This is a genomic window from Niveispirillum sp. GW835-FHT14G11, assembly GCF_058793615.1.
In genome coordinates this window covers 690,890-702,936 of the sequence record NZ_JBXAFZ010000001.1, presented here as the reverse complement: position 1 = coordinate 702,936, position 12,047 = coordinate 690,890, and the positions used below count along the sequence as shown (strand labels likewise).

The window sequence follows — 12,047 nt, the reverse complement described above, 5'->3', positions numbered from 1 at the left end:
CTCCGCGCAACTGTTGCAATGCAACATGGCATGCGAAATCATGGGGCCCCACGGCCCCTTCCGGCCCCATGGAAAGACCCGCCCGACCATGAACATCCAGCGCGCCAGCGGCCTTCTGTTGCACCCGACCTCGCTGCCCGGCGGGCATGGCATCGGCGATATGGGTCCCGGGGCTCGTGCCTTCCTGGAACAGGTGCAGGCAGCGGGGCAGAGCGTATGGCAGATCCTGCCGCTGGGCCCCACCAGCCTGGGCAACAGCCCCTATTCAGCCTTGTCCAGCTTCGCGGGCAACCCGCTGCTGATCAGCTTCGACGATCTGGTGGCCGATGGCTTCGCCGATGCCAGCCTGTTGGAAAGGCTGCCGGGGAACGAGGGGGCCCGTGTGGATTATGACGGGGTGGCGGCGACCAAGCTGGCGGCCCTGGACATCGTGGCGGGCGACTTCCTGAAGCGCCCGTCCAGCGATGATGCATGGGGCGATTTCGAGCTGTTCAGGGCGCGCAACGATGCCGAATGGCTGGATGATTACGCGCTCTATACCGTGCTGAAGGAACGCCACCAGGGACGGGCCTGGCTGGACTGGAACGTGCTGTACACGACGCGCGACCCGATCGGCATCGGGGAGGCGCGGCACACCTTGTCCTTCGATATCAAGAAGGTGAAGGTGCAGCAGTTCCTGTTCTTCCGGCAATGGATGAAACTGAAGAAGGACGCCAATGAACGCGGCATCCGCATCATGGGCGACATCCCGATCTTCGTGGCGGGCGACAGCGCCGATGTCTGGTCACGCCGCGACCTGTTCGAACTGGACGGATCGGGTCGGCCCACCATCGTGGCCGGCGTGCCACCCGATTATTTCAGCGCGACGGGCCAGCGCTGGGGCAACCCGCTCTACCGCTGGGACGCGCACCGGGCCGAAGGTTTTGCGTGGTGGCACCGGCGCATAGCCCGGACCCTGGAAACCGTCGATATGGTCCGCATCGACCATTTCCGGGGGTTCGAGTCCTATTGGGAAATCCCGGCGCATGAGGAAACGGCCATCCATGGCAGCTGGGTGCCGGCGCCGGGCTATGAACTGTTCCAGTCATTGAAGGACAAGTTCGGGGAACTGCCGATCATCGCCGAGGATCTGGGCGTCATCACGCCGGCGGTGGAACAGTTGCGCGACCATTTCGGCTTCCCCGGCATGCGGGTGCTGCCATTTGAATGGGGCGACCATTTTGAGCCCTGGAACTATGACCCCAACCGCTATGCCGCCCATTCGGTGTTCTATACCGGCACGCATGACAATGACACGATCCTGGGCTGGGTCGCCTCGCGCGGCGGGCTGGACGGGGAGTTGGGACAGCGCATCCGGTCGTACCTGAATACCGACGGCCGCGACCTGCACTGGGATTTCATCCGGTTCGCGCTGGGCGTCAATTCTGACCTGGTCATCACGCCGGTACAGGACGTACTGGGCCTAGGCACCGACGGCCGCATGAACGTGCCCGGCCTGCCCGACGGCAACTGGGGCTGGCGCCTGAAGCCGGGGCAATGGCGGGACGAGGATGCGGAACGGCTGCGCGATCTGACGGCGGCGGCGGGGCGGTTGGCGGGGTGATGGCCCTCAAGCACAATTTCCGCGTCGGTTTGGGCCAAAGGGTGCCAACAAATACCACCGTCACCCCGGCGAAAGCCGGGGCCCAGGCGTAGAGCGGCGTCTGCCGCGATAAGGGTTATATCGGCGCTGACCGCGCCTTACACTGGGCCCCGGCTTTCGCCGGGGTGACGCCAGGGAAAGTGATGACGAAGGTGCCCAAAGGCACCCCCGCCTCCCCTCAATAACCCGGCGGCCGCTTGGCCGTGACCACCTTCTTGGGCAGCACGAACTCACCCTTCTGCCTTGCATAGGCCACCGCGATGCGGGCCCCGACCTGGGCGTTGTTCAGCAGCAGCGCGCGGTTGGCGGTCAGGCTGGCGCCACCGGTCAGTTCCTCCATGCGCTTCAGCAGGAACGGCGTCAGCGCCTTGCCGCGCACATCCTGCGCCTGGGCCTCGCCCACGGCCTGGGCGATGGCGGCCTCCACCGCTTCGGCATCCAGGGCAGCATCGGCCGGGATCGGTACGCCGATAACCACACCGCCGCCCAGGCCCAATTGCCACTTGGCGCGCAGAACCCGCGCCACCTCATCGGCCGAATCGCAGCGGCCATCGACCGGCAGCGGCAGGGCCGCGGTATAGAAGGCGGGGAACCGGTCGGTGCCGAAACCGAGGACCGGCACACCTTTGGTTTCCAGATATTCCAGGGTGCGGGGCAGGTCCAGGATGGCCTTGGCCCCGGCGCAGACCACGGCCACGTCGGTGGCGGCCAGTTCCTCCAGATCGGCGGAAATGTCCAGCGTCGTCTCCACGCCGCGATGCACGCCGCCGATGCCACCGGTGGCGAAGACGGAGATGCCGGCCAGCGCGGCGCCGATCATGGTGGCGGCCACCGTCGTGGCGCCATCGGCACCCTGGGCCAGGGCGAGGGCCAAGTCGCGGCGGCTGACCTTGCGCACGCCCGGCTGGGCCAGACGTTCGATATCCTCGGCATCCAAGCCGACGCGGATGCGGCCATCCAGCACGGCGATGGTGGCGGGTACCGCCCCTTCCGCCCGGATGGCGGCCTCCAGCGCGTTCGCCGTCTCCACATTGGCGGGATAGGGCAGACCGTGGCTGATCACGGTCGATTCCAGCGCCACGACGGCCTTGCCGGCCTTCAGCGCCGCCGTCACTTGCGGATGGATGGAGAGGAAGTCCTGCATGGATCCGGCCCTTGGATTTCAAGTCGCGCGGAGAATGCAACGCCCGCCCCGCCCGACGCAACGCCGACCGAAGCGGGAGCGGCCATGCGCCCGCCACCGGGGTTCTGGCAGGGGGCGAACGAGCGTGCTAAAAAGCAACGGGAAACAATCGCGCCCAAGGCGCCTACCTGAGAGGAATGACCGAAGATGCCGATCCCCAGCCTGTTCCAGGGAAAATTGTCGCTGCCCGTCATCGCCTCGCCGATGTTCATCGTCAGCTATCCCGACCTGGTGCTGGCCGAATGCAAGGCCGGGATCGTCGGCACCTTCCCCAGCCTGAACGCCCGCACGCCCGAACAGCTGGACGAATGGCTGGGCCGGATCACCGCCGAACTGGCGGATGATGCCGCCGCCAATCCGGACAAGCCGGTGGCACCCTTCGGCGTGAACCTGATCGTCCATCGGTCGAACTCCCGCCTTCAGGGCGATGTGGAATTGCTGGTCAAGCATAAGGTGCCGCTGGCCATCACCTCGGTCGGCGCGCCGGTCGGCATCGTCGATGCCATCCATTCCTATGGCGGTCTGGTCTTCCATGACGTCACCAATATCCGCCACGCCCGGAAGGCGGTGGAGGCGGGGGTGGACGGCCTGATCCTGGTGGCGGCCGGGGCCGGCGGCCATGCAGGCACTACCTCTCCCTTCGCGCTGTTGTCGGAGGTGCGGGAATTCTTCGACGGGGCTATCGTGCTGGCCGGCGCCATCTCGTCCGGTGCTCAGGTGCGCGCGGCGGAGGTGCTGGGGGCCGATTTCGCCTATGTCGGCACCCGCTTCATCGCCACGGCGGAGGGCAATGCCCCGGCGGAATATAAGCAGATGATTATCGACCATGCCGCCGCCGACATCGTCTATACGCCGATGTTCAGCGGCATTCCCGGCAATTATCTGGGCCCCAGCGTCGCCGCCAACGGCATCGACGTGAACGCCATTTCCGGCGGCGCCGCCGATCCCAACCTGTCGATCGAGGATTGGTCGAAGAAGAAGGCCTGGAAGGATATCTGGTCCGCCGGCCAGGGCATCGGCACCATCCATGACGCGCCCCCGGTGGCGGAGCTGGTGGCGCGCATGAAGGCGGAATACAGGGCGGCCGCCGCCAAGCCGGCGGCGTTCGCGTGAGATTCGGAGCGCCCCTCTCCTCGTCACCCCGGCTTTAGCCGGGATGACGGAAATGGAGTAGCTCTGCACACACGAGGAGAATCCCGCATCGGCAGGAAAGCCGTCTTCAGGTTTTCACCGTCACCGCCGCGACCCCGGCGCCGATCAGCATGGTACCGCCGGTGCGGTTCACCAGCCGCAGGGCGCGGGGGCTGCCCAGCAGGGCCCGCGACCGCGCCGCCAGGGCGGCATAGGCAAAGGCGTTCAGGAAGGCTAGCACCAGGAACGTCGCTTCGAACAGCAGTACCTGGGTCAGGAAATCCGCTTCCGGCCGGATGAATTGCGGTAGGAAGGCCAGGAAGAAGGTCAGGCTCTTGGGATTCAGCGCCGTGACCAGCCAGGCATGGGCCACCATGCGCAGGGCCCGCGACCGGGTGGTCACCGGCTGGGCCGCCAGGGTGCCGCCAGCCCGCCACAGCTTCACCCCCATCCAGACCAGATAAGCGGCACCCGCCCATTTCACCACAGTAAACAGGGTGGCCGATGTGGCCAGCAGGGCGCCAATGCCCAGCATGGACAGGGTCATGGCGGTAAAATCGCCCAGCGCCACGCCGATGGCCATGGGCAGGGCCGCCCGCCACCCCTGACCAAGGGCATAGGAGACGACAAGCAGCACGGTCGGTCCGGGTATCACCAAGAGCACCGTGGACGCCACCGTGAAAGCAAGCCAGTTTTCAAGCATCGTCACCTCCCCCGATCCGCACCCCGCCAGCAAGCCATGGCGACGCGGGTTTGTCGAGGGACCGGAACAGGAAGACCATCCGTCCATGACCGCCCCCGCCCCCATCGACCCGATCCGCCTGCTGTCCTCCGTCGGGCATGACCTGCGCCAGCCGTTCCAGGCCATGCGCCTGTTCTTGAACCTTCTGCAGATGAAGCTGGTGGAACCCAAGCAGGTCGAACTGGCCGACCGGCTGGAGGAAGCGCTGGAGATGGGTGCCGCCCAGATGGACCAGGTGCTGACCCTGGCGGCCTTGGGAGCCGGCACGGCCCGGATCAAGGCGGAGACGGTGCCGCTGGGCCCCCTGCTGGCGCGCGTGACGGGGGAGATGGCGCAGAAGGCCGCGAAGGCGGGCAAGCAGATCCGGCTGGTGCCGACCAGCCTGTCGGTTCAAACCGATCCGGTGATGCTGGACCGGATGCTGCGCGCCCTGATCGATAATGCCCTGATCCATGCCACACCCGGCCGCCGCGTGCTAATCGGTGTGCGCCGCGCCGGTTGGCCGACACTGCTCGTGGCCGATGATGGACCGGGCATCCAGCCCGCCGACCGGGCCCTGGTGCTGGAACCCGGCGGGCGGCTGGAACGTTCCGGCATCGCGCTGCGCGGCCTGGGGCTGGGCCTAGCGCTCTGCCACCAGATCGCCCACAGGCTGGGCCATCAGCTGGTGCTGGGTGGGGCCAAGGGGCTGGTGGTGAGGGTCGGCTTCAGCCGCTGACGAATTCGGGCTCTGCGTCCACAGGGAATTTCACCGACCGGGCGATGAAGCACATCTCGTGTGCCGTGTGGTGCAGATGGGCGGCCTTTTCCAGGTCCGCACCCGGCGCCAGGGTGACGCGGGGACGCAGCAGGACGCGGGTGAACTGGCCGGCCCCACCCGCCTCCTCCACCATCCAGCCTTCGGCCCGATCCTCGTATGCCGTCACCACGATGCCGGCCCCGGCGCACAGGCCCAGATACCAGAGCTTGTGACAGGCCGACAGCGAGGCGACCAGCAGCTCCTCCGGGTTCCAGCGGGCGGGATCGCCGCGGAAGGACGGGTCGGACGAACCGGGGATCGCCGGCTTGCCGCCGGCATTGATCAGGTGGTCGCGGCTATAGGCGCGGTAGGCGCTGGTGCCCGTACCCTGGTTACCGGTCCAGGTGATGGTGACGGGATAGTGATGTTCCTTGTCGGACATGATCGCTGACATCCTCCGCTATGGATCAACGGTGTGCATCCTAGGCCGGGTTCGAACGGGGCGGAGGGGGCGATTGCGCCGGTCAGCACCGCGCCGAACGGGCTTGGCACTACTGTACCGGCGGGAACTGATGGCCCCTCGCGGCAACTTCTGTCCGCATCTCCGGGAAGGGTTTGTTGCGGGCCAGAATCTCGGCGTAGATATTGTCCGCCAGCAGCGACTCGTACGCCATCTCGAACATGCGGCGTTCCAGCGTGTCAGCAAACGGCTTGGAAAAGCCCATATAGGAGCGCTGCACCGACAAGGGCCGCCCCAAGGGCAGGAACCGGGCGCCGGGATGCTCATCCTGGAACCGGGCCACGGCGCGGGCATGCAAAGCCGCGGCATCCAGCCGGCCGGACAGGACCAGATTCAGGGCGATATCGGCCGTGCGCACCTGTTCCAGTGTGATGCCGGGCCGCTGGGCCAGCCCACCACCCACGACCCAGCCCAGCGGGACCCCGATATGGACAATTCCCTCCTCCGCCGGCATGGGCCCGCCGTCGGCAGGGACCGGGCAGAACAGCCACATCTGGTCGACATAGAAATGCTCCCGGCTGAATTCCATCCAGGCTTCGCGTTCCGGGGTGCGGAACGGGCCGACCAGGATGTCGGCCTGGCGCATCTCCACCTCTTTCTGGGCGCGGGGCCAGGGGAATTGCTGGAAGCTGCAGGTCAGCCCGGCCTTGGCGCAGGCCGCTCGCGCCAGTTCCGCCCCGATGCCAAACCCGCAATCCGCCCCGTCGGAGACGAAGGGCAAGGGACCGCAGACGATGCTGACATTATTGAAGGCGCTGGCGGCAACCGGGTTATCCCCCACCCCGGCCCCGGCCCCGGCGCCATGGGCCGGCAGCATTAGCGCCACCGCCAGAAAGGCGGTCATGAGAGGCCGCAAGGGGCGGCGGGAAGCACGCGTCAACAAAGGCTGTCCGCTGGAGGCCCGTAAAGGCCGATGAAGCAGCCTATGCCCCCTTCAAAGGGCCGGTCAATGTCCATCGCCGGCCCACCCGCCCCGCGCGCAAACCCGGGCTTCCGCAGCGACGCTTGAGCCGGCGCGGCTTTGGCCCTAGACATCGCTCACTTGGCCCCAAGGACCCGACGCGCATGACCCAGAACCCGCAACGCCTGACCATCCGCCGCCCGGACGACTGGCACCTGCATCTGCGCACCGGTGCCATGCTGCGCGCCGTGCTGGGGCATTCGGCGGCGCAACTGGGCCGGGCCATCGTCATGCCCAACTTGGTGCCCCCCGTCATCACCGCCGCGCAGGCCGAAACCTATCGCGCCGAGATCGTCGGCGCCCTGCCCGCCGGCAGCCGGTTCCAGCCGTTGATGACCGCCTATCTGACCGACGGCACCGATCCGGACGATCTGGAAGCCGGCAGGAAGGCCGGCATCTTCACCGCCGTGAAGATGTATCCCGCGCATGCCACCACCAATTCCGCCCATGGCGTCACCGACCTGGACAAGGTCGCCCCCTGCCTGGACCGCATGGCCAGGATCGGGCTGCCGCTGCTGGTGCATGGGGAGGTGACGGACCAGAAGGTCGATATCTTCGATCGCGAGGCCGTGTTCATCGACACCGTGCTGCCGCAGATCATGACGCGCCATCCCGACCTGAAGATCGTGCTGGAGCACATCACCACGGCCGAGGGCGTGGATGTCGTCCGCAAGCATGGTCCATCGGGCAAGCTGGCCGCCACCATCACCGCCCACCACCTGATGATCAACCGATCGAACATCTTCGCCGGCGGCATCCGCCCGCATCTCTATTGCCTGCCCATCGCCAAGCGCGAGACGCATCGGCTGGCCCTGCGCGCGGCCGCGACGTCAGGCGAACCCTGGTTCTTCTTCGGCACCGACAGCGCCCCGCACCCGATCGGCGCCAAGGAGACGGCGTGTGGCTGCGCCGGCATCTATACCGCCGCCACGGCGGTGGAGCTGTATACCCAGGTGTTCGACGAGGAAGCGGCCCTGGACCGGCTGGAGGCCTTCACCAGCCTGAACGGCCCCGCCTATTACGGGCTGGAACCTAATGCCGACACCATCACGCTGGAAAAGAGCGGTCTGATCGTGCCCGACATCCTGGATGTCGATGGCAAGAACGCTGTCCTGCCCTTCCGGTCCGGCGAGCGCCTCGACTGGCGCCTCGTTTGAGCCTTGCCACTGATCGTCAGGGCTCGCCTCCGGCTCGACCTGACCTACGCCTTCCACACCCTTAGCGCAGGGAAATGCCATGATCGACGCCGCCACCGCCGCCACCCAGACGGCCCGTATCCTGATCGAGACCAAGTCGGTCCTGTTCAATGCGGAAAAGCCGTTCATTTTCACCTCCGGCCGCGCCAGCCCCGTCTATATCGATTGCCGCAAGCTGATCAGCTTCCCACGCGCGCGGCGCTTCCTGATCAATGCGGCCAAGGACCAGCTGTGCCGCGAGGCCGGGTTTGAGGCGTTCGACGCCGTGGCGGGTGGGGAGACGGCGGGCATCCCCTATGCCGCCTTCGTGTCGGACGCGCTGGACCTGCCCATGCTGTATGTCCGCAAGAAGCCCAAGGGCTTCGGCCGCAATGCCCAGATCGAGGGTCAGCTGCTGGAAGGTCAGCGCGTGCTGCTGGTCGAGGATCTGGCCAGCGAGGGCGGATCGAAGATCAATTTCGTCAATGCGCTGCGCGATGCCGGCGCCACCGTCGAGCATATCTGGGTGGTCTTCCATTACGGCATCTTCCCGCAGTCGGAAACGACCATGGCCGAGATGGGCGTGAAGCTGCACGCCCTGGCCACCTGGTGGGACGTGCTGCGCACGGCGCGCGAGGGCAATTATTTCGATGCCCACACGCTGGGCGAGGTGGAGAAGTTCCTGCACGCGCCGGAAGCCTGGTCGGCCAGCAATGGCGGCAACGAGGCGAAGGGCTGATCTGGCGGGGGCGGAACTCCCGCCCCTAGAGTGTGATTGTTGCAAATGAAATCATTTGAAACAATCACACGATAAACCAAAGGCTTAGTGTCTATCAGCTGCTTCTGAAAGCGCCTGATAGACACTAGTCCCGCTGCAAGGCGGCCAGATTGAAGTTGGCACAAAGCACGCCCAGCTGCCTTCCGTCACCCGGATCGACCAGCAGGATGCTGGCCAACACGACATAATCGTCGGCGGATTCGTCATAGGCGGCGCTTTCCACATGCACCATGCCGGGGGCGGTGGTGCTGGGGACCATGTATTTGGCCTCATCCGACTGGTCGTAATCGCTGGAAATGCGGGTGGCGCCGGCCAGCAGGCCGCGATCATCCGTCAGCATCAGATCGGATAGTACCGCCTGGCGCGGGAACCGCATCAGCGCCAGACGCTGCGACAGGGTACCGCCCATCACCATATCCAGCAGCGCCCCCCGACCCCGCTTGGCCTGCAGCCGCCAGGCAACGTCGCGCTGGATGATGGTGTCGATCGACACGCTGTCATTGTCGCGGCTGACCCGGCGCAGGGCCGCCAGCATCGCGGGATCGGCCGCCAGTTCCGCAGCCAGATCGTGCATGATGGTGCCGATGCGCGGATTGTCCTCCGCCCGGCCAGAGGTGGCGGCCGCAACAGCCCCATCCTCCTGCCAGGGAAAGGCCGACGCCGGAAGGGTTGCCGTCAGCAGCAATATCCCGATCAAAGCCAGCCGCATCTTCCCAGGCATCCCTGTCGGCATCACCATTGGTTAACCAATTCTAGCAAGTCGGACGGGCCTTCTCCAGGCCTGGTTGGCCCCTTCTTGCCGGCCGCCAGGAGAAGCGGGCCGCAATCGGGTTCCACCGATCCCTGCCCTCACCCCGGTACCCGCAGCCCCAGGGTCCCAAACAGGGATCGCAAACAGCATATCCCTGGAAACGCAAAGCCCCCGTCCGGATGGACGGGGGCTTGCGGTAAGACAGGACATAAACAGCCCTGGATAGGCGCTGCGCACCCTTTACACCTTGGGTGCTGGGCACCCGTTACATTAGGCGCTACGCACCCTTTACCTTAGGCGCTACGCACCTGGGCCAGGAAACGGTCCACGGTGTTGCCCAGCTCGCCGGACTGGCGGGCCATGTTACGGGCGGCGCCCAGCATGTCGGTGGCCGAGGAACCGGTCTGATGTGCGACCTGCTCCAGGCTCTCGATATTGCGGGTGACTTCCATCGTGCCCATCGAGGCCTGCTGCACGTTGCGGGCAATCTCCTTGGTGGCGGCGTCCTGCTCCTCGACAGCACCGGCGACCATTTCGGAGATGTCGTTGATCTCCGCGATGGTACGGCTGATGATGACGATGGCGTCGACGGCCTCCTTGGTGGCGTCCTGCATCGTGGTGATCTGGCTGGCGATCTCTTCGGTGGCCTTGGCCGTCTGATTGGCCAGCGACTTCACTTCCGAGGCCACGACGGCGAAGCCCTTGCCGGCTTCACCGGCGCGCGCCGCCTCGATCGTGGCGTTCAGCGCCAGCAGGTTGGTCTGGCTGGCAATGTCGCTGATCAGCTTCACCACATCGCCGATCGACTGGGCCCGCTGGGCCAGCGACTGCACGGTGCCGTTGGTCTTCTCGGCCGTCTTGGCGGCATCCCGCGCGATGCGGGCCGAGGTGTTGACCTGATTGGAGATCTCGGCGAGCGAGCCGGCCAGTTCCTCGGTGGCGCTGGCCACCGACTGCACGTTGGCAGACGCCTGCTGGGTCGCGGCGGCAACGGCGCTGGTCTGCGCACGGCTTTCCTCGGCCGATGCGGACAGGCCCTCGGCGGTGGACTGCACCTGACTGGAGGCACCCGACAGCTCGGCCACCACGCCCTTCACCGAATTCTCGAAGTCGGACGCCAGCTTCTCCATGGAGGCCTTCTTCTCCACAGCGGCCTGACGCTCGGCCTCTTCCTGGCGGCGACGCAGGTTCTCGACCTCAAGGGCGTTGTCCTTGAAGACCTGCACCGACTGCGCCATGGCACCGATCTCGTCCCCACGGCCCAGCCCGGAAATGGCCACGCTGAGGTCGCCGCCGGCCAGCTTGGACATGGCGGACTGCATGTCCTTCAACGGCGCACCGACGATCTTGTGCAGCATGAACACCAGCAGGCCGATCAGCACCGCCAGCACGACCACGGCGATCAGCAGGTTGCCCATCACGGCGGTGGAGATGGAGGATTGCACGTTGGCCCGGCTCCAGGCCACGGTCAGCGTACCCACCTGATCGCGGTTGGCACCGGCACGGACGGGCGCCTGGGCGATCAGGAAATCACCCAGATCCTGCACCTTGACCTCGGCCACGGTCTTGTCGACTTTGGCCTTGGTGAAATCGAAGCCCTGCATGCCGGCAGGCAGCGGCTTTTCCTTGGTCGGGTACTCGTTCAGCACCTCACCATCGGCGTCCACCACCTTCACGGCGGCCAGACTGGTGCCCTTGGCGGTGGCGAGGTCGGCATAGCTGTCGGCCACGGCATCGGAATTCTTGAAGCGCACGGCGGCGGCCATCTGGGCCGCCATCATCTCCGTGACCTGGCTTTCAGACCGTTGCGACAGGTCCAGCATCGCGTCGCTCATCGACGAGGCGCTGAGCCCGATCACGGCACCCAGGCCGATGATGACCGGCACGGCGATCGAAAAGGTGATCTTGCGACTGATGGACCAGTTGCCGAAAAGGCCACCCAGCCCGCCGGCGGAACCGGCAGCAGCAGGCGCAGCCTTGCCGGCCGGGCGCATGGTCCGATTGATAGTGCTCATCTCGCTGAACCTCTCCTGTCCTTTACCGCACGCGTGACTTTGACCAACCGCAAATTCCGCACAAGCGAAAAACTACATTCCCGAACGACCGTGCCGTACATTTTTAACGGCACATTACCGAACCCGGCGAACAGGGCCCGTTAACCAATACACGCAATGGAATGAGTAGTTAATTGGGACATTTTTATTAAAACCCACTCCGTTACCGGGTTGACGGGAATGACCCTTGCCGACCCAGCATACTTTCGCATAGGTATAACCGAGCTTGTAACGAAAATGTAGGCGTATCTGCCGCATGGGCGGCGGATTCAGAGGAAGCGGCCCGGCCGCAAACATCTATTAAGAAATTACCGATAAGATCGGTCACCTAAGCCCTGTAGGGAGGGGCGCCGGCGGGACCCCATCGCCCG

General features: G+C 65.8%; 11 protein-coding genes. 5 read left to right on the top strand and 6 right to left on the bottom strand.

What is annotated here, in order from left to right:
• Nucleotides 1-25 precede the first annotated feature (25 nt).
• Nucleotides 26-1,603, top strand: coding sequence for a 4-alpha-glucanotransferase (gene malQ, locus AC1Q7F_RS03400; RefSeq protein ID WP_492503799.1), 1,578 nt, complete (start codon nucleotides 26-28; stop codon nucleotides 1,601-1,603).
• A 217-nt stretch (nucleotides 1,604-1,820) separates the two neighbouring features.
• Here the strand turns inward: malQ and AC1Q7F_RS03395 are convergent, their stop codons facing one another.
• The gene (locus AC1Q7F_RS03395; protein WP_492503797.1) at nucleotides 1,821-2,786 is read right to left on the bottom strand and encodes a pseudouridine-5'-phosphate glycosidase; all 966 of its coding nucleotides are present in this window, start codon (nucleotides 2,784-2,786) and stop codon (nucleotides 1,821-1,823) included.
• Nucleotides 2,787-2,972: 186 nt separating this feature from the next.
• Here AC1Q7F_RS03395 and AC1Q7F_RS03390 point away from each other — a divergent pair, with 186 nt between their 5' ends.
• The gene (locus AC1Q7F_RS03390) at nucleotides 2,973-3,938 is read left to right on the top strand and encodes an NAD(P)H-dependent flavin oxidoreductase (RefSeq protein WP_492503795.1); all 966 of its coding nucleotides are present in this window, start codon (nucleotides 2,973-2,975) and stop codon (nucleotides 3,936-3,938) included.
• A gap of 106 nt (nucleotides 3,939-4,044) precedes the next feature.
• Here AC1Q7F_RS03390 and AC1Q7F_RS03385 read toward each other — a convergent pair whose 3' ends face one another.
• Entirely contained in the window at nucleotides 4,045-4,659 is a 615-nt protein-coding gene (locus tag AC1Q7F_RS03385) for a LysE family translocator (protein ID WP_492503793.1), read from the bottom strand.
• Between the two features lie 85 nt (nucleotides 4,660-4,744).
• Here AC1Q7F_RS03385 and AC1Q7F_RS03380 point away from each other — a divergent pair, with 85 nt between their 5' ends.
• Nucleotides 4,745-5,416: a sensor histidine kinase gene (locus AC1Q7F_RS03380; RefSeq protein ID WP_492503791.1), complete on the top strand. Its 672-nt coding sequence runs from the start codon at nucleotides 4,745-4,747 to the stop codon at nucleotides 5,414-5,416.
• Here AC1Q7F_RS03380 and AC1Q7F_RS03375 read toward each other — a convergent pair.
• A complete protein-coding gene (locus AC1Q7F_RS03375) occupies nucleotides 5,406-5,879 on the bottom strand; it encodes an OsmC family protein (RefSeq protein WP_492503789.1) in 474 nt (157 codons plus the stop codon). The genes AC1Q7F_RS03380 and AC1Q7F_RS03375 overlap by 11 nt on opposite strands.
• Before the next feature lie 109 nt (nucleotides 5,880-5,988).
• Complete coding sequence (locus tag AC1Q7F_RS03370; protein ID WP_492503787.1) at nucleotides 5,989-6,801, bottom strand: substrate-binding periplasmic protein; 813 nt, start codon at nucleotides 6,799-6,801, stop codon at nucleotides 5,989-5,991.
• Between the two features lie 221 nt (nucleotides 6,802-7,022).
• Here AC1Q7F_RS03370 and pyrC point away from each other — a divergent pair, with 221 nt between their 5' ends.
• Together pyrC and AC1Q7F_RS03360 are read left to right on the top strand one after the other, a co-directional pair.
• Entirely contained in the window at nucleotides 7,023-8,075 is a 1,053-nt protein-coding gene (gene pyrC / locus AC1Q7F_RS03365; RefSeq protein WP_492503785.1) for a dihydroorotase, read from the top strand.
• A 79-nt stretch (nucleotides 8,076-8,154) separates the two neighbouring features.
• The gene (locus AC1Q7F_RS03360) at nucleotides 8,155-8,832 is read left to right on the top strand and encodes an orotate phosphoribosyltransferase (protein ID WP_492503784.1); all 678 of its coding nucleotides are present in this window, start codon (nucleotides 8,155-8,157) and stop codon (nucleotides 8,830-8,832) included.
• A gap of 124 nt (nucleotides 8,833-8,956) precedes the next feature.
• Here AC1Q7F_RS03360 and AC1Q7F_RS03355 read toward each other — a convergent pair whose 3' ends face one another.
• The gene (locus tag AC1Q7F_RS03355) at nucleotides 8,957-9,580 is read right to left on the bottom strand and encodes a hypothetical protein (protein WP_492503782.1); all 624 of its coding nucleotides are present in this window, start codon (nucleotides 9,578-9,580) and stop codon (nucleotides 8,957-8,959) included.
• 335 nt (nucleotides 9,581-9,915) lie between these two features.
• Nucleotides 9,916-11,637 carry a methyl-accepting chemotaxis protein gene (locus tag AC1Q7F_RS03350; protein ID WP_492503780.1) on the bottom strand — a complete coding sequence of 574 codons (1,722 nt, stop codon included), beginning with the start codon at nucleotides 11,635-11,637 and terminating at the stop codon, nucleotides 9,916-9,918.
• Between the last annotated feature and the right edge of the window lie 410 nt (nucleotides 11,638-12,047).